At 60.8% G+C, this 15,394-nt stretch carries 18 protein-coding genes; 10 read left to right on the forward strand and 8 right to left on the reverse strand.

All coding sequences use genetic code 11. The features are described from left to right. The first annotated feature begins 89 nt into the window (after nt 1-89). Together FHT73_RS21120 and FHT73_RS21125 are read left to right on the forward strand one after the other, a co-directional pair. Nucleotides 90-932 carry a glycosyltransferase family 25 protein gene (locus FHT73_RS21120; RefSeq protein WP_183714593.1) on the forward strand — a complete coding sequence of 281 codons (843 nt, stop codon included), beginning with the start codon at nt 90-92 and terminating at the stop codon, nt 930-932. Nucleotides 933-943: 11 nt separating this feature from the next. Then, nucleotides 944-1,645 (forward strand): polysaccharide deacetylase family protein, encoded by a 702-nt coding sequence (locus FHT73_RS21125; RefSeq protein ID WP_183714596.1) that lies wholly within the window; start codon nt 944-946, stop codon nt 1,643-1,645. 126 nt (nt 1,646-1,771) lie between these two features. Here FHT73_RS21125 and FHT73_RS21130 read toward each other — a convergent pair whose 3' ends face one another. Further along, a complete protein-coding gene (locus tag FHT73_RS21130; RefSeq protein ID WP_183714599.1) occupies nt 1,772-1,966 on the reverse strand; it encodes a hypothetical protein in 195 nt (64 codons plus the stop codon). Nucleotides 1,967-2,313: 347 nt separating this feature from the next. On the opposite strand from FHT73_RS21130, the gene FHT73_RS21135 reads away from it, so the two are divergent. The 4 genes from FHT73_RS21135 to FHT73_RS21150 all read left to right on the forward strand — a co-directional run bounded on the left by FHT73_RS21135 (nt 2,314) and on the right by FHT73_RS21150 (nt 7,143). Then, nucleotides 2,314-3,576 carry an NAD(P)/FAD-dependent oxidoreductase gene (locus tag FHT73_RS21135; RefSeq protein WP_183714602.1) on the forward strand — a complete coding sequence of 421 codons (1,263 nt, stop codon included), beginning with the start codon at nt 2,314-2,316 and terminating at the stop codon, nt 3,574-3,576. A 191-nt stretch (nt 3,577-3,767) separates the two neighbouring features. After that, nucleotides 3,768-4,865 (forward strand): branched-chain amino acid aminotransferase, encoded by a 1,098-nt coding sequence (locus FHT73_RS21140; protein ID WP_183714604.1) that lies wholly within the window; start codon nt 3,768-3,770, stop codon nt 4,863-4,865. A 204-nt stretch (nt 4,866-5,069) separates the two neighbouring features. After that, on the forward strand, nt 5,070-5,993 hold the full coding sequence (locus FHT73_RS21145) for an NAD(P)-dependent oxidoreductase (protein ID WP_246712181.1): 924 nt from the start codon (nt 5,070-5,072) through the stop codon (nt 5,991-5,993). Nucleotides 5,994-6,090: 97 nt separating this feature from the next. Further along, nucleotides 6,091-7,143, forward strand: a complete 1,053-nt coding sequence (locus FHT73_RS21150) for a nitronate monooxygenase (RefSeq protein WP_183714609.1) — start codon at nt 6,091-6,093, stop codon at nt 7,141-7,143. Nucleotides 7,144-7,211: 68 nt separating this feature from the next. Here the strand turns inward: FHT73_RS21150 and FHT73_RS21155 are convergent, their stop codons facing one another. The 3 genes from FHT73_RS21155 to FHT73_RS21165 form a co-directional block, all read right to left on the reverse strand. After that, on the reverse strand, nt 7,212-7,463 hold the full coding sequence (locus tag FHT73_RS21155; RefSeq protein ID WP_015341059.1) for a DUF2312 domain-containing protein: 252 nt from the start codon (nt 7,461-7,463) through the stop codon (nt 7,212-7,214). A gap of 172 nt (nt 7,464-7,635) precedes the next feature. Further along, entirely contained in the window at nt 7,636-7,941 is a 306-nt protein-coding gene (locus tag FHT73_RS21160; RefSeq protein ID WP_183714612.1) for a DUF1244 domain-containing protein, read from the reverse strand. A gap of 27 nt (nt 7,942-7,968) precedes the next feature. Beyond that, entirely contained in the window at nt 7,969-8,763 is a 795-nt protein-coding gene (locus tag FHT73_RS21165) for an N-formylglutamate amidohydrolase (RefSeq protein WP_183714615.1), read from the reverse strand. Between the two features lie 204 nt (nt 8,764-8,967). Between FHT73_RS21165 and FHT73_RS21170 the strand changes: the two genes are divergently transcribed. The 4 genes from FHT73_RS21170 to FHT73_RS21185 all read left to right on the forward strand — a co-directional run bounded on the left by FHT73_RS21170 (nt 8,968) and on the right by FHT73_RS21185 (nt 12,872). Continuing rightward, nucleotides 8,968-9,456: a DUF1036 domain-containing protein gene (locus FHT73_RS21170; RefSeq protein ID WP_069613236.1), complete on the forward strand. Its 489-nt coding sequence runs from the start codon at nt 8,968-8,970 to the stop codon at nt 9,454-9,456. Next, the gene (gene pyk, locus FHT73_RS21175; RefSeq protein ID WP_015341054.1) at nt 9,456-10,895 is read left to right on the forward strand and encodes a pyruvate kinase; all 1,440 of its coding nucleotides are present in this window, start codon (nt 9,456-9,458) and stop codon (nt 10,893-10,895) included. Before FHT73_RS21170 ends, pyk begins: the two co-directional genes overlap by 1 nt. Nucleotides 10,896-11,050: 155 nt before the next feature. Continuing rightward, the gene (locus tag FHT73_RS21180) at nt 11,051-11,902 is read left to right on the forward strand and encodes an NAD(P)-dependent oxidoreductase (RefSeq protein WP_246712180.1); all 852 of its coding nucleotides are present in this window, start codon (nt 11,051-11,053) and stop codon (nt 11,900-11,902) included. A gap of 334 nt (nt 11,903-12,236) precedes the next feature. Beyond that, nucleotides 12,237-12,872, forward strand: a complete 636-nt coding sequence (locus FHT73_RS21185) for a LysE family translocator (RefSeq protein WP_183714617.1) — start codon at nt 12,237-12,239, stop codon at nt 12,870-12,872. Nucleotides 12,873-12,875: 3 nt separating this feature from the next. Here FHT73_RS21185 and FHT73_RS21190 read toward each other — a convergent pair whose 3' ends face one another. From FHT73_RS21190 to FHT73_RS21205, 4 genes are all read right to left on the reverse strand, one after another. Beyond that, nucleotides 12,876-13,847 (reverse strand): threonine/serine dehydratase, encoded by a 972-nt coding sequence (locus tag FHT73_RS21190; RefSeq protein WP_183714620.1) that lies wholly within the window; start codon nt 13,845-13,847, stop codon nt 12,876-12,878. Between the two features lie 89 nt (nt 13,848-13,936). After that, the gene (locus FHT73_RS21195; protein WP_183714623.1) at nt 13,937-14,509 is read right to left on the reverse strand and encodes a DUF4865 family protein; all 573 of its coding nucleotides are present in this window, start codon (nt 14,507-14,509) and stop codon (nt 13,937-13,939) included. Between the two features lie 3 nt (nt 14,510-14,512). Beyond that, the gene (locus FHT73_RS21200; protein ID WP_183714625.1) at nt 14,513-14,908 is read right to left on the reverse strand and encodes a cupin domain-containing protein; all 396 of its coding nucleotides are present in this window, start codon (nt 14,906-14,908) and stop codon (nt 14,513-14,515) included. Nucleotides 14,909-14,913: 5 nt separating this feature from the next. Further along, nucleotides 14,914-15,306 (reverse strand): tautomerase family protein, encoded by a 393-nt coding sequence (locus tag FHT73_RS21205; RefSeq protein WP_183714628.1) that lies wholly within the window; start codon nt 15,304-15,306, stop codon nt 14,914-14,916. Nucleotides 15,307-15,394 lie beyond the last annotated feature (88 nt).

Raw genomic sequence — 15,394 nt, forward strand, 5'->3', positions numbered from 1 at the left:
CATTTTCAGTTTGGCCTCAGGTTTGCCTAAGCTCGCTTTCATTCAGGGTTGCTAGAGCCTCGCGAAATATGACCTCGAGGTATTCATTCATGCAAGCCCACGAATTCAACCCGTCTTCGGCGATGCCGCTCGAAAGATCTCACACGGGATTCGAGTTCGCTCCTGCGTCCAATTCGGTCGGTACCGTTCTGGACACGCCCGGCCAACCTGTCATTCGTGGCTTCATCATCCATCTCGCTCGCGCCCGCGATCGCATGCCCCAGGTTGAAAGGCTTGTTGCAAAGCTTCCGGTGCAGAGTGAGGTCATTGAGGCAGTCGATGGTCGCGCTCTGGGTGTCGCCGAGATCGACAATGTCTACCGTCCTCGGCTCCAGAGGCCATATTATCCGTTTGCCATGAGCGCGGGCGAGATCGCCTGCTTTCTGTCGCACCGTAAGGCTTGGGCCGCCATCGTCGAGCAGGGCATCGATGCCGGCCTTGTCTTCGAAGACGACGTCGAGATCGACGATGCGTTCCATGCCGCTTTTGCCGCCGCCAAGGCCTGCCTGAAGCCAGGTTCGTTTATTCGCTTCCCGTTTCGCATGGGCAAGGAGCATGGCAGATGTGTTCTATCCCAGGGAGCAACCAATGTCATTCAGCCGACGCGGATTGGGCTTGGCATGGTGGCACAGCTTGTCAGCCGCGATGCTGCCATCCGCCTACTGGAGGCGACCGCCATTTTCGATCGGCCCGTCGATACCACCGTGCAGATGAGCTGGTTTACCCGCGTGTCGCCGCTTTCGGTCTTGCCCGGCGGTGTGCGTGAAATCTCTCCCGAGCTCGGCGGCAGCACGATCAAAAGCCGCAAGACATTGACGGAAACGCTCTCCAGAGAGGTGTTGCGGCCACTCTATCGTGCCAAGATCGCGCTTCGCTCGCGCCGCATCATCTGAGATCATCCATCGTGGCCGTTCCGATCCTCGCATATCATCAGATTGCGGTGCCGCCGTCGCGCAAGGCGCCGTTTAGAAGCATGGTCGTCCACCCAGAAGCTTTCCATCGTCAGATGGAATGGCTGAAAAGGCTTGGAATTAAGGGTTTATCGCTGCGCGAGGCAATGCCTTACATCCGCGGCGAGAAGACCGGCAAAGTCGCCGCCATCACCTTCGATGACAGCTATGCCAATGTTTATGAGAATGCCTTGCCCGTGCTGCAGGAGTTCGGCTTTACCGCCACGAATTTCGTCGTGGCGAACCAGATCGGCGGCAGCAATGTCTGGGATGTCCCCCTTGGCGTGGCGCAGGCGCCTTGCATGTCGGTCGAGCAGCTGAAGCGCTGGCACAGTCTGGGGCATGAGGTGGGATCGCACACGCTCGATCACGTCCGCCTGCCGCAATTGCCCATGGAAGAAGCACGCCGTCAGATCACGCATTCGCGCGAGCTGCTCGAAGATTTGCTGGATGAGGGAATCTCGTCCTTCTGCTTCCCCTATGGCGACGAAACACCGCTCGACCGCGTGCTTGCCTATGAAGCCGGTTACAGCGCCGCAACGACGACACGCCGCGGTCGAGCGCGATCAAGCGACGATCCCTTCGGCTTGCCGCGCGTCACTATCCGGCGCAACGACAGCTGGCTGCATTTCGTCAAGAAATGTGCCCTCGGATAACGAGTCTCTGTAATCAGGGTGCTACCGTAAAGCTGTAACTGCCGTCGGTCTTATGGCCGGCGGGGCAGAAAGTACGGCGCCCACGCATCTTAATCTTCATTTCTGCCTTATCGGCCGCTGCGCCTGCTACTTCTGTTTTTGGGACGCTGAATTGGCCGTCGGATGAGCACTGCTGTCGCTGAGTATGGCAGCTCCACCGACATGGTTCTGTGCTGTCGCCGCCGGCGGCATGAGGGTCCAAGTGAAATAGGCGATCAGACCGCAAACGCCGAGCAGGAAGACGGTGAGGATCGCGGGGATGGACCACTCCTTCGTGAACATCGGTGTTTCCTGACGCGACTTGAAAGAAGCCCGACGTCCGGCTGCCGTCTTATTGAGCTGTGTTGGCACAAGCGCCTCCAATATTACGCGTCGCAGTCGAAAGTGTTGTTGTGAAGGTCGGTTTCCGCACGATCTTCCTCATTATCTGCCTTGATGAAGCACGTACGACATTCGTCATTTGGGCTCAATGCGGCAATTTGGTATGCCCACCATTGTGACCGTTTACAGGCCGCGCCGAGGTCGGCTACAGATGATCGACAGGGCTCGTGCCGGCGGATAGGCGAGCCTGACATCACCAAGTCGCGAGGCTCGGTCACGCTCCGGTGCTTGCGCGAAGGGGAATCGGAATGCCCATCGAATCCTGGAGAGGCGGCGAGGTCGACGTTGCCGTGATCGGCGCCGGCGCAGCCGGTGTAGCTGCAGCCCGGCAGCTGCAATTGCTTCGGCCGGATCTCTCGATCCTCTTGCTCGAGGCCTCCGATCGAGTCGGCGGCCGTGCTCGCTCGATCCATCCGTTCGGCACCGACGCCGCCGCGCTCGATCTTGGCTGCGGCTGGCTGCATGGCGCGCGCACAAATGCCTGGACTGATATTGCCGAGGAAGTAGGCCTGACCGTCGATCGCACGCCTGCGCCCTGGAGCGATGGCGGCCATCGGTTGGAACGGAACGATTCCGATGCAAAAGCCGCGGCCGCCGCCGTCAACGACTTCTTCGGGCGGGTCTATGAGTATGAGGGCGATGCAGACGCCGATCTCTCGATCATGTTGTCTCCTGATGATCCGTGGAATGAAAGAATTTACGCCGTTGGCGCCTTCATGACCGGTGGAGAGCTCGACAAGTCCTCGGTGATCGATCTTGGCCGCTACGATCCCGGCCCCGGTCCCGACTGGCGTGTGCTGCAAGGCTACGGTACCTTGGTCGCTACCTACGGCTTGCCGGTGCCGACCGTTGTCGGCGCCGAGGTCCGCCGCATCGACCACAGCGGCGCCGGCCATATCGTGCTTTCGACAGCCAAGGGTGAGCTGCGGGCGAAGGCTGTCATCGTCACAGTTTCAACCAATGTGCTTGCGGCCGAACGCATCGCCTTCTGGCCGCCTTTGCCGGAAAAGATCGAGGCGGCGTCCCGCCTGCCGCTCGGCCTGGCAAACAAGCTTTTCCTTCGTGTTGCCGAGCCGGCGATGTTTCCGGAAGACACGCATGTGACGGGATCGCAGCATAGCCGCCGGACGGGCGCCTATCAGCTGAAGCCATTCGGTGCGCCGGTCATCGAGGCCTATTTCGCTGCCGACCTCGCGCTCGATCTGGAGCGACAGGGCGTCGATGCGATGTTGGGTTTTTCGGTGGAACAGTTGAAGCGTGTCTTCGGTGCCGATGTCGGCAAGACGCTGTCGCCGCTGGCCGCATCGGCCTGGGCGGGAGAGCCTTTCTTCGGTGGTTCTTATTCCTATGCGACGCCCGGTGCTTCCGACCTACGCAGCGTCCTTGCCGCTCCTCACAACGAGCGTTTGTTCTTAGCCGGAGAAGCCTGCTCGAAGACGCGTTATTCTACCGCGCACGGCGCTTATGAAACCGGCGTTGCCGCCGCCGAAGCCGTTGCGAAAACGCTCTAATGGAAGCCTCATGAGATCGATAGCCAGCTTCCAGGCGAGAAATAGCGATTCGCCTCGTAATTTTATGCAAATCGCTCTTAAACTTGCGTGAGAACAGGCGTAAACGCAATCAAATACCACCCGATTTGATTTACACCATCCTTCGGGAGATGGGCGGCGAAAGCCGCAGCAAAAGAAGCATTGGAGGAGCCATGAGCACCGGCGAAACATTAACCTTCGACATCCAGAAAAATCCCAATCCCGCGACGGCGAGCGAGCGGGAAGCGCTGTTGCAGAACCCGGGCTTCGGCCGCATCTTCACCGATCACATGGTAACGATCCGCTACTCGCAGGATCGTGGTTGGCACAGCGCCAAGATCGAGCCGCGCAAGGCGCTTGCTCTCGATCCGGCAACCGTGGTGCTTCATTATGCCCAGGAAATCTTCGAAGGCATGAAGGCCTATCACTTGCCGGATGGCGGGGCCGCCCTTTTCCGCCCGAGCGCCAATGCGCGCCGTTTCCAGAATTCGGCCGAGCGGCTGGCGATGCCGCGCTTGCCGGAAGAGCTTTTTGTCGAGTCCGTACGCGAGCTGGTCAAGATCGAGCGCGAATGGATCCCGACCGCGGAAGGGGCATCGCTCTATCTCCGGCCGTTCCTGATCGGCACCGAAGTCGCTCTCGGCACAAAACCGTCGGCAGAATATATCTATTGCGTCATTGCCTCCCCCGTCGCCTCCTTTTTCAAGGGTGGCGGATCGGCCGTCACGCTCTGGGTCTCCGAGAATTTCACCCGCGCCGCGCCTGGCGGCACGGGTGCGGCCAAGTGTGGCGGCAACTACGCCGCAAGTCTTGCCGCATTGGCTGAGGGCCAGCGCGAAGGCTGCGATCAGGTCGTCTTCCTCGATGCCGTCGAAAAGCGCTGGATCGAGGAGCTTGGCGGCATGAACGTCTTCTTCGTCTTCGATGACGGATCGCTGCAGACACCGCCGCTCACCGGCACGATTCTGCCGGGCATTACCCGCGATTCGCTGATCAAGCTTGGGCGCGACATGGGCCTGACAGTACGTGAGGAGCCCTATTCGATCGAGCAGTGGCAGGCGGATGCCGAGAGCGGGCGCCTGCGCGAATCCTTCGCCTGCGGCACGGCGGCTGTCGTGACTCCGATTGGCAAGGTGAAGGGCCGCAAGCACAGCTTCACCATCGGCGACGGCAATGCCGGTACTACGACGCAGCGTCTGAAGGCGGCGCTGACCGACATTCAGTTCGGCCGCGCGCCCGACAAGAACGAGTGGCTGGACCGCCTGTTCTAAGCGAAGAATGAACCGATATTCGGCGGGAAAAGGCATGTGAGCTCTCCCGCCGGCTTCTGACTCAAGAGCGGTTCAGCTTTTCGTGAAATATCTGAACCGCTCGATCTCTTTGTTTCACGCAATTCCGGACGGAAAACCGCTGCGCACTTTTCCTGGAATTGCTCCAGAGTTCGCATAGTCACCCGAACCATCGGAGTTGTTATGATGAGCAACGTCAGCGAGCGTCCCGGCGCCGCGCCGGGCGAGGAAATTGGCTTTGTCGGTCTCGGCGTCATGGGCCAGCCGATGGCCCTCAATCTCGCAAAGGCAGGCACTAAGCTTGTCGTGTGGAACAGATCGCCGGCGGCGACCGATCCGTTGCGCGAGGTAGGTGCGACGGTCGCCGTAAGCGCAGAAGAGGTGTTCGAACGCACGCGCATCGTCATCCTGATGCTGGTCAACGAAACTGTGCTGGACGAGGTGCTGCGGCGCGGGACACCGGACTTCGCCAAGCTGGTTGCCGGCCATATCGTCGTGTCGATGGGCTCCAATCCGCCCGACTATTCGCGCGGGCTTGCCACCGATATTCTCGCAGCCGGTGGGCGCTATGTCGAAGCCCCGGTTTCGGGCTCGCGGAAGCCTGCCGAGACAGCGCAGCTGGTCGCGCTGCTCGGCGGCGATGCGGACACGGTTGCTGAGGTGCGGCCGCTGCTTGCGCCTATGTGCCGCGAAACGATCCTGTGCGGTCCGGTCGGCAATGCGCTGCTGATGAAGCTGACCGTCAACCTCTACCTTTGCACGATGCTGGCGGGTCTCGCCGAAGCCTCGCATTTCGCCGAGCGGAACGGCCTCGATCTCGAAACTTTTCAGGCTGCGATCGATTCCGGCCCGATGGCCAGCGATCTGACGCGCGTAAAAATTCCGAAGCTTGTTGCGCGGGATTTTTCAGTGCAAGCGGCGACAGCCGATGCGTTCAACAGCACGAAACTGATTGCCGAGGCGGCTCGTGCCGTCGGCATGGCATCGCCGGTCCTTGATGTCTGCCGTACTCTTTATGGCGAGAGCGTCGAACTCGGCAACGGCCGGCTCGACATGGTGTCGGTGGTTGCGGCCATCGAGGCTCGCACCGAAGCGCTCAGGCGGGGCTGATGGACCTAAATTTCGTCAAGCTCACGCTTGGGAAGCCGTCTTGCGGCACCTATGTTGCATGGAGACCTGAACAGACATTTCTGAAAGGACGCCGGACATGTCTGCCCCTATGGACAGCAATCTTTTTCAACAACTTGGTTTGAAGCATCCATTGATCGTCGCGCCGATGGCGGGCGGTCCTTCGTCGGTGGAGCTGGTGGCGGCGGCTTCTGCCGCAGGCTCGCTCGGCGCCATGGGCGGCGCCTATCTAAACGCCGCGGCGATCGAAGCCTTTGCAGCTCAGGTGCGTCAACGGACCGACAGGCCGTTTTCGATCAATCTCTTCATTCCGCACTCAATCCCGGAAGTTGCCACTGATCGGGTCGAGCGCGCGGCTGCGGCGACCGCACGATATCGCCGGGAGTTGGAGCTGCCTTCACCGCAGCTTGTGCCTCCCTATGAAGAGGATTTCGATGCGCAGTTTGAAGCGGTTTTGCGTATCAAGCCGGCTTGTTTCAGTTTCGTCTTCGGCCTGTTGCCGGCCGGCTATGTACGGGAAGCGAAGAAGGCTGGTATTCCGCTGATCGGCACGGCGACGACACTCGACGAGGCGAGGGCGTTGGAAGAGAGCGGCGTGGATGCGATCGTGTTGCAAGGGTTTGAAGCGGGCGGTCATCGCGGCATTTTCGATGCGCGGGCAGCGGATCCGGAAATCGGCATGCGCGATCTCCTGGCGCAAAGCGTCGGCACCATTCGTTTGCCGCTGATCGCAGCCGGCGGCATCATGACCCCCAGCGATATCCGGGCGGCGCTGCAGGCGGGAGCGCAGGCCGTGCAGATGGGCACGGCCTTCCTTGCCTGCACGGAAGCCGGAACATCGGCACCCTATCGCAGGAAGCTGCTGGAAACGCCGGAGCGAAGGACGCGAACGACACGCGCCTTTTCGGGCCGCTTTGCACGCGGGATCGAGAACCGCTTCATGAACGAGATGGATGGGAAGCCTGATGCCATTCTTCCCTTTCCGGCGCAAAACAAGTTTACGCGGGACATACGCGCTGCGTCGACGGCGAACGGATCGCCGGATTTCCTGTCTTTATGGTCGGGAACCGGCAAGGGTGAGCTCTGGCAGGGAAGTGCTGCCGAATTGATCGGTCGTCTTTTCGCAGAGTGATGCGCTCAAAAAGAAAGGAGCCGGCTTGCCGGCTCCTGATCATCTCACAAGGCTGAGGGGAGCCCCGATTATTCCATGCCGAGTGCGGCCATGTATGTCTGCAGGATGGATTCTTCTTCCAGGCGTTCGTTCGCGTCCTTCTTGCGAAGGCGAATGATGGTGCGGATCGCCTTGGTGTCGTAGCCGCGGCCCTTGGCTTCACCCATGACATCCTTGATGTCGGACCCAATCGCGGCCTTTTCTTCTTCGAGGCGCTCGATGCGCTCGATGAATTGACGCAGTTCCGCCGCGGCCACGTTCTCGACGCTGTTCTCTTCCATGCACTTCTCCTAAAGGGTCTCAAAGGGTCGCTTGCAGCCCGTCGCAGATGAGATCGGTCGGTCACCGATAGGGGCACATCGCTTCAGGGCTTGCGCGGGATTTCGAATTCGATCGGGCAGTTGACGTGCCGCGAATGGCGCGCAAGGTCAAGCCGAATTGGTGAAGGGAGCGTTAATCTTTCGGCTTGTTTTGCTCGAAAGCGGCTTTTTGCACAGGCGAGGCTTCTTTCTGGTGCAGGTTTTTCCAATCCTCGTAGGGCATGCCGTAGATCACTTCCCGGGACACATCCTTGCTAACGGGCAGCCCCGCCTCTTCGGCCGCTTCGCGATACCAGTTCGAGAGGCAGTTGCGGCAGAAGCCCGCGAGGTTCATCAGGTCGATGTTCTGAACGTCGCTGCGTTCGCGCAAATGCGCAACGAGGCGGCGGAAGGCAGCAGCCTCGAGCTCGGTCTGCTGTTGCTTGGTGACTTCGGTCATCTCTTTCTCCTCAATTCGCTTGCCGGTTCACGCCTCATAGGGGCCGGTGCGCGAAGGGTATCGCCTATATTCATGGAGTGACGGATCGGCATTGATCTCCGCGAAGATCGGTGCCAGGCGATCGGCCCATTCGATAATACCGGCCTCGTCGCCGATCAGATCCTGCCGGACTTCCAGCAGCGCATGCCCAATGCCTTTCATCATGCAATGGCGGAACATGGTGTCGTTGCGCAGCGCACCGTCATACGGTTCATTGTCTCCGATAACGAGATCGGTATTGGCGCCGAGCTTTGCAAGGAGCGGCACGACGGCACGATCGTCGCTGTCCCAGAGTACGCTTGCATGCCAGGGACGCGGCACACCTTTCCAAGCCGGCGTGAAGGAGTGCATCGAGAAAACCAGGGGTGCCTTGCCCGTTGCCGCGGCCACGGCGGAGATCGTTTCGTCGACCGCTTCATGATAGGGCCGATGGAAGGCTTCTATACGGTAGTTCCATTCTTCATCCGTGATTGGATGATTGCCCGGGATGATCGCGCCATCCGATATTTTCATGATGAGCGTCGGGTCGTCTTCGCCGCGGTTCGGATCGATCAGCAGACGGGAAAAGCCGCCAAGCACGCCCGGCACGTCCAGCCGCGCGCAGAGATGACGGCAAAGGCCTTCAATGCCGATGTCGTAGGCGATGTGGCGGGAGAAGGCGGTCTCCGGCAGGCCGAGGCGGCCATAACGCTCGGGCAGGCGCCGCATGGCGTGGTCGCCGAGAATGACCATGCCTTTGTCACGATTGCCGGGTATAAATTCAAACGGTCTGAAATCAGCCATGCGGATTGTCGATTATTGAAATTTTCAACTCTTTGTTTGATTGCATGTGCGGATGGAAGGTGCAAGGTTCGCAGCTTCGGTCGGATGAGGGGCGGTGGATGGTGCCGCCACCATCCCGTGAAGAAAATATAATCGATTAGAGTTGCGTTGACATTCATGGGATGGCGGCGCAAGAAGACGCAACAACGAATAACCGGGAGCCAATTGGAAGCCGTGTCCAGCCAAGTCGCGCCACGTTTCGTTAAGCGGTCAGGCCCGCTCGCCCGAATCGCCTTCCTCATTCTCGCCGCGGCAGCGCCGTTCTTCTTCATGCCGAATGCGGCTCATGCCGATTTCCGAACATGCAACGGCACGCAGAACCTTGTCGGCGTTGCGATCGGCTATCGCGCCAAGGACGGCTGGGTGACGGAGGGTTGGTGGCAAATTCCGGCCAATACCTGCGCGACTTTGATCGAGGGGCCGCTTCAATCCCGCTATTATTATCTCTACGCAGAAGATGCGGCCCGCGGCGGCCGCTGGACGGGTGACGTCGAAATGTGCGTGGCGGAAAATGAATTCAAAATCCCAGGCGTCAAGGATTGCTACGCGCGTGGCTATCAGAAGATGGGATTCAAGGAATACGACACCGGGCGCCAGGCGAGCTGGATGGTTCAGCTTTCCGAGCCCTCGGGCAGCCAAGAAAGCCAGAATTGATGAGACGAAACCGAAAAGTCAAAATCCTCGCAACGCTCGGTCCGGCCTCCTCTTCGGAGGAAATGATCCAGAAGCTTCACGAGGCCGGCGCGGACCTGTTCCGCATCAACATGAGCCACGCCAGCCATGATGTGATGCGCACGCTGATCCAGCGCATTCGCGCCGTCGAAGCTCGCTGTGGTCGGCCGATCGGCATTCTCGCTGACTTGCAGGGTCCCAAGCTGCGCGTTGGCAAATTTGCGGACACCAAGGTCGATCTCAAGCCGGGTCAAACTTTCACGCTCGACAATCAGGATATCCCAGGCGACAACACGCGTGTCTACCTGCCGCATCCGGAAATCCTGGAATCGGTTCAGCCCGGCCACCGCCTACTGATCGATGATGGCAAGCTGGCTCTGCGTGCCGAAAAGTGCGACGGCAAGAGCATCGTCACGACTGTCATTTCGGGCACCAAGATTTCCGACCGCAAGGGCGTCAGCCTGCCCGATACGCTGCTCGGCGTCGGCGCGCTGACCGACAAGGACCGCGCCGATCTCGACGCCGTTCTCGCGACCAATGAAGTCGACTGGGTCGCGCTCTCCTTCATCCAGCGCCCGGAAGACCTGACGGAAGTTCGCAAGATCTCGCACGGCCGCGTTGGGCTGATGTCGAAGATCGAGAAGCCGCAGGCTGTCGAGCGCATCGAGGAAATCATCGAGCTTTCCGACGCACTGATGGTGGCTCGTGGCGACCTCGGCGTTGAAATGCCGCTGGAAGCCGTTCCGGGTATCCAGAAGCAGCTGATCCGCGCCTGCCGCCGCTCCGGCAAGCCGGTGGTCGTCGCCACGCAGATGCTGGAATCGATGATCTCCGCGCCGGTCCCAACCCGCGCCGAAGTTTCCGACGTCGCGACCGCCGTCTTCGAAGGCGCCGATGCCGTTATGCTCTCTGCCGAATCCGCGTCCGGCGACTATCCGGTCGAAGCCGTTTCCATGATGGCGTCGATTGCCGGCACCATCGAGCGCGAGCCACATTATCCGGGCATCATCTATGCTCAGCGCGCTCTACCCGAAGCAACTGGCGCCGACGCGATCTCGCTCGCTGCCCGCCAGATCGCCGAGACGCTGAAGCTTGCCGCCATCGTCTGCTACACGTCCTCCGGCACCACCGGCCTGCGCGCCTCGCGCGAGCGTCCGCAGGTTCCGATCCTGGCGCTGTCGCCGATCATCCAGACGGCACGCCGCCTGTCCGTCGTCTGGGGTATGCATTGTGTCGTCACGCACGATGCGACCGACCTCGACGACATGGTCAACAATGCCTGCCGTATCGTCGCCGAAGAAGGCTTCGGCAAGCCGGGCGACCGCATCATCATTTCGGCCGGTGTGCCGCTCGGCACGCCGGGCGCCACTAACATGTTGCGCATTGCCTATATCGGTTCGGACGGCCAGTCGGGCGTGTGATTGCCGACATCCGATTGCGGCAGCACCTCAAACATCCGAAACCCGCTGTCGAAAGACGGCGGGTTTTTTCTTGAAGCCGAAGCGCCTGCAATCCCAGGCAGGCGGATGAAGAAGGAGATATGTCAATGAAAGTCGGATTTATCGGAGTGGGCTAGATGGGCAGCGGCATGGCCATCAATCTCATCAAGGCCGGGCATGAAGTGACCGTCTACAATCGCTCACGCGACAAGGCCGAGGCTCTGGCCGGCGAGGGCGCCAAGGTCGCGGCGACCGTGGCGGAAGCGTGCGGCGGCGAGGCTGTCTTCACTATGCTCGCGCATGACGATGCGCTGTCGGCGATCGTCCATGGCGATGGCGGCGTTATGGCAAGCCTTGGCAAGGGTGCAGTTCATATTTCCGCCAGCACGATCAGCGTCGCCATGTCGGAAAAGCTGACGAGGGAACATGCCGCGGCAGGTCAGCACTTCGTGGCGGCGCCCGTCTTCGGCCGCCCGGAAGCGGCGGCTGCGGCAAAGCTCTTCGTTGCCGCTGCGGGTGCGCCTGATGCGATTCAAACGGTCACGCCGCTTTTCGACGCCATCGGTCAGCGCACCTTTGTCCTCGGCGAGGAGCCGAAGGCGGCCAATCTCGTCAAGCTCAGCGGCAATTTCCTCGTCGCTTCGGTCATCGAGTCGCTGGGCGAGGCTATGGCGTTGGTCGAAAAGGGCGGTGTCGACAGGCACGCCTATCTCGATCTCTTGACCTCGACGCTGTTCAACGCGCCTGTCTACAAGACGTATGGCGGGCTAATTGCGGACCGCAAGTTCAAGCCGGCGGGTTTCACCGCGCCGCTCGGTCAAAAGGATATTCGGCTGGCTTTGGCTGCCGGTGAGGCGCTGAACGTGCCGCTGCCGCTGGCGAGCCTGCTGCGTGATCGGTTCCTCAACCTGCTGGCGCATGGCGGAGAGGAACTGGACTGGTCGGCGATTGGCGCGCTGGCGGCGAAAGATGCGGGTTTGGTGGGGTAGTTCGAGGGTTGGAAGATTTACCCACAGCTGATCGAGTTTGTGGTGGGTGCGTGCCCCCTCTGTCACTTCCATGACATCTCCCCCACAAGGGGGAGATCGTTGGGAGTTGTCGCCCGTTCCTTTCAAACCGGTGAACTGTGGTTTCTGCACCTCCAATATTCGCTTGAGGTGCGCCGGGACCACGAGTTACCAATCTTCCCCCTTGTGGGGGGAGATGTCCCGATAGGGACAGAAGGGGGCTGCCAGAGGTTCGGCATACCGAAGCCTCTCTTACGCCCTCTTGCTAAGCACGGCACCACATGCAACTTTCCCCTCTTCCAGAGGAGAGACTCCCATGCATCTGACCACGCTGCTCGCCTTCGCCACTGTTTCCTTCATCGGTATCGCGACGCCGGGGCCGACTGTGCTTCTGGCGCTGACCAATGGTTCGCGCTTCGGCATCAGGCGCGCCTTGCCCGGCATGGTGGGAGCCGTTCTTTCCGACGCGGTGCTAATCAGCGCCGTCGCCATCGGCCTCGGCGCCTTGCTGGCTGCCTCCGAATTCTGGTTTTCGGCTCTGAAATGGGTGGGTGCGGCCTATCTCGCCTTTCTCGGTATCATGATGCTGCGCTCGAAGGGGAGCATCGACGGCGCATTGCAGGCGAGCGCGAGCCAATCGAAGGGAACCGCTTTCTCCATTGGGCTGAAGAGCTTCCTGGTCGCCGTGACCAATCCGAAGGGCTATCTCTTCTTCTCGGCGTTCCTGCCGCAGTTCATCGACCCTTCGGCGCCGCAGATGCAGCAATATATCGTGCTCGGCGCGATCTTCGCCGCGCTCGATTTCATGATCATGCTCGGCTATGCGGTGTTCGGCTCTCATGCCGTGCGCGTTCTGAAGTCGGAGGGGGCGAAATGGCTTGAGCGCGCCTGCGGCGGCGCGCTTTTGGCTCTTGCCGGATCGCTGGCGCTCTATCGCCGCACCGTGAACTAGGGTTTAGTGGCGGCTCAGCGCCGCCTCGAAGACTTCCTGGTCGACATTGCCGCCTGAAGTGACGGCGATCACCGTATCACCGTCGATGCCCTTGCCGTGGAAAAGCGCTGCTGCAAGCGCGACGGCGCCGCCTGGTTCCACGACGATCTTCAGGCGGGTGAAGGCGAGCGCCATGGCTTTTTGCGCCTCCTCATCCGTCACGACGAGGCCGGGGCCGCAAAGGCGCTTCAGGATCGGAAAAGTAATGTTGCCCGGCTGCGGCGTGATGATGGCGTCGCAGATCGAGCCTTGCAGCGCGGCGTTGCGCTCGATCTTGCCCGAGGCGAGTGAACGGGTGGTATCATCGAAATTTTCGGGCTCGCATGGGCGCGCCTTCAGGCCCGGAGCGCGGGATTCGAGCGCCAGTGCGATTCCCGAGGTCAGGCCACCGCCACCGCAGGGGACCAGCACGTCGGCAGTTTCGATGCCTTCCTCGGCAGCCTGCTCTGCGATCTCCAGCCCGGTTGTTCCCTGGCCGGCGATCACCTGCGGCTCGTCGAAGGGCTTGATGAGCGTCAGGCCTCGCTCCCTGGAAATACGGGCACCGATCTCGTCGCGATCTTCCTTGATGCGGTCATAGAGCACGACCTCGGCGCCGAAGGCGCGGGTGTTGTCGATCTTCAGCTTCGGCGCGTCCGTCGGCATGATGATGACCGAGGGGACGCCGTGCAGCTTTGCCGCCAGCGCCACACCCTGCGCGTGGTTGCCGGAGGAAAACGCGATGACGCCTCTGGCGCGCACGGTCGGCTCCAGCGCCGAAACAGCCGACCAGCCGCCGCGAAACTTGAAGGAGCCGGAGTGCTGCAGGCACTCGGCTTTCACGAACAGGCGGCGCCCGGCGATCTCATCGAGAAAGGGCGAGGAGAGCAGCGGAGTGCGGCGCGCCCGACCGCCGAGGCGAGTGCGGGCGGCTTCGATCATTGCGATATCGACCATGGAGGGATCACTCTTCGGATTCAGAAAGACTTTCCATCCATAAAGCTCCGGCCTTTCCTTTAAAACAAGGAGATTGTCTCCATGACACTTCAGGCGACGCCGGGCAGCGAAAGATGTCCGACATTGTAGGCTTGGACCCCGGATAGACCCGGGTCTTTCGGCGGCTCGGCCAGCAGACGGAAGCGCACCAATGTCCAGTGCGTCGGTTCGAAGGCGACGAGCGAGGCGAGTGCTTCGCCGTTCGATAGGGCCTGCGCCGCAGCCTCAGTCTCGTTTGCGCGGAGTTCGGCAAGCGATGTTTCGGCGTCAATCGCGACCACCTCGCGCGTTGCGAACTTGGCGCTGCGAATATCCGCAGATGTCTCGGTGTGCCATGCGATCCAGGTATCGACCTGAGGGCGGCCGAAGTTCTCGGTCAGGGCTGAGAAGCCTGGGCCAGAGACGAAGTCGCTCAGTCCTTCTTCCTGCTGCCAGACATAGAAGGGCGAGTAGAAGTTCTGTCGGCTCCCTGTGACGGCATCGCCCTTTCTCGCCGTCAGGTAGGCCTTGAACTTCAGGCCCGGGAGATTGTCGAGCAGGGGACCTTTTTCACGGATACGGTGATCGATGATCGCCATGTCGTAATCCGCGGGTAGGGGGAAGTTATATTGCATGGCGATCATCGGTCATTCCTCCAGCCAGGTTACAGCGCTTCCATCTTGCGCCGCCTGGATGCTGATATAGGAGAAGGCATTTTCCGGCGCTGCACCGTGCCGATGGCGTTCGTTCGGCGCGAAGCTGATGCAGTCGCCGGCGCGCAGTTCCTCGGCCGTGCCGCCGAAGCGTTCGGCAAGTCCGACGCCGGACAGAACGTAGAGGATCTGCCCGTGCGGATGCGTATGCCAGCGCGTCATGACGCCGGGTTCGAGTGCGCAGCGTATGGCTGTGAGACCGCCGTTTTCGGCATTCTCCACGAGCGACTCCACCAGGAAGGAGGCCGTGGCGATGCCCTCGGGCGATGGGCGCATATTCGTGCCGGCGCGATGTATGGTCGGCGATTGGGTCGATGTGGTCTGAGGCATCGCTCTCAAACCTGCTCGATCATCTGCGCGCGACCGTCGGAGAAGGACCAATCCTCGCGCGTGGCTGTGGTGATAGTGATCATGATGTCCTCGGGGCGAACGCCTGGTGCATCGGCGAGAAGCTCGGCGACACGGCGATAGAAGGCTTGCTTGACCTCGGTGCTGCGCGGCTTGCCGATGGTGACGTCGAAGAAGACGTAATCGTCCGAACGCGGAGTGCTGGCGAAATAGGTGCGATCGAAGATGAGCTCATGCGGCTCCAGCTGATGAATAGACTGGAAGCGATCGGTCGGCGGCACCTCGAAGGCTTCGACCAGAGCGCGGTGGAAATTGTCCGAAAGTGCCTTGAGATATTCCGGCGACTTGCCGCGCAGAAGGGTGATGCGGGTGAATGGCATGGGATTGCTCCTGTTTCCGTGTCACTTGACGAGCATAGAATGCCAGTGGATAATCATCCTGAAAATCAGATAATTCTTGATGTATAGT

It is taken from the genome of Rhizobium sp. BK098, assembly GCF_014193155.1.
GTDB lineage: Bacteria > Pseudomonadota > Alphaproteobacteria > Rhizobiales > Rhizobiaceae > Rhizobium.

What these genes read in the sequence shown, in the direction of transcription:
- FHT73_RS21120 (WP_183714593.1), top strand. Translation starts at nt 90, where the DNA reads ATGCAAGCCCACGAATTCAACCCGTCTTCGGCGATGCCGCTCGAAAGA.
- FHT73_RS21130 (WP_183714599.1), bottom strand. Translation starts at nt 1,966, where the DNA reads ATGTTCACGAAGGAGTGGTCCATCCCCGCGATCCTCACCGTCTTCCTG.
- FHT73_RS21135 (WP_183714602.1), top strand. Translation starts at nt 2,314, where the DNA reads ATGCCCATCGAATCCTGGAGAGGCGGCGAGGTCGACGTTGCCGTGATC.
- FHT73_RS21140 (WP_183714604.1), top strand. Translation starts at nt 3,768, where the DNA reads ATGAGCACCGGCGAAACATTAACCTTCGACATCCAGAAAAATCCCAAT.
- FHT73_RS21145 (WP_246712181.1), top strand. Translation starts at nt 5,070, where the DNA reads ATGAGCAACGTCAGCGAGCGTCCCGGCGCCGCGCCGGGCGAGGAAATT.
- FHT73_RS21150 (WP_183714609.1), top strand. Translation starts at nt 6,091, where the DNA reads ATGTCTGCCCCTATGGACAGCAATCTTTTTCAACAACTTGGTTTGAAG.
- FHT73_RS21155 (WP_015341059.1), bottom strand. Translation starts at nt 7,463, where the DNA reads ATGGAAGAGAACAGCGTCGAGAACGTGGCCGCGGCGGAACTGCGTCAA.
- FHT73_RS21160 (WP_183714612.1), bottom strand. Translation starts at nt 7,941, where the DNA reads ATGACCGAAGTCACCAAGCAACAGCAGACCGAGCTCGAGGCTGCTGCC.
- FHT73_RS21165 (WP_183714615.1), bottom strand. Translation starts at nt 8,763, where the DNA reads ATGGCTGATTTCAGACCGTTTGAATTTATACCCGGCAATCGTGACAAA.
- pyk (WP_015341054.1), top strand. Translation starts at nt 9,456, where the DNA reads ATGAGACGAAACCGAAAAGTCAAAATCCTCGCAACGCTCGGTCCGGCC.
- FHT73_RS21180 (WP_246712180.1), top strand. Translation starts at nt 11,051, where the DNA reads ATGGGCAGCGGCATGGCCATCAATCTCATCAAGGCCGGGCATGAAGTG.
- FHT73_RS21185 (WP_183714617.1), top strand. Translation starts at nt 12,237, where the DNA reads ATGCATCTGACCACGCTGCTCGCCTTCGCCACTGTTTCCTTCATCGGT.
- FHT73_RS21190 (WP_183714620.1), bottom strand. Translation starts at nt 13,847, where the DNA reads ATGGTCGATATCGCAATGATCGAAGCCGCCCGCACTCGCCTCGGCGGT.
- FHT73_RS21195 (WP_183714623.1), bottom strand. Translation starts at nt 14,509, where the DNA reads ATGATCGCCATGCAATATAACTTCCCCCTACCCGCGGATTACGACATG.
- FHT73_RS21200 (WP_183714625.1), bottom strand. Translation starts at nt 14,908, where the DNA reads ATGCCTCAGACCACATCGACCCAATCGCCGACCATACATCGCGCCGGC.
- FHT73_RS21205 (WP_183714628.1), bottom strand. Translation starts at nt 15,306, where the DNA reads ATGCCATTCACCCGCATCACCCTTCTGCGCGGCAAGTCGCCGGAATAT.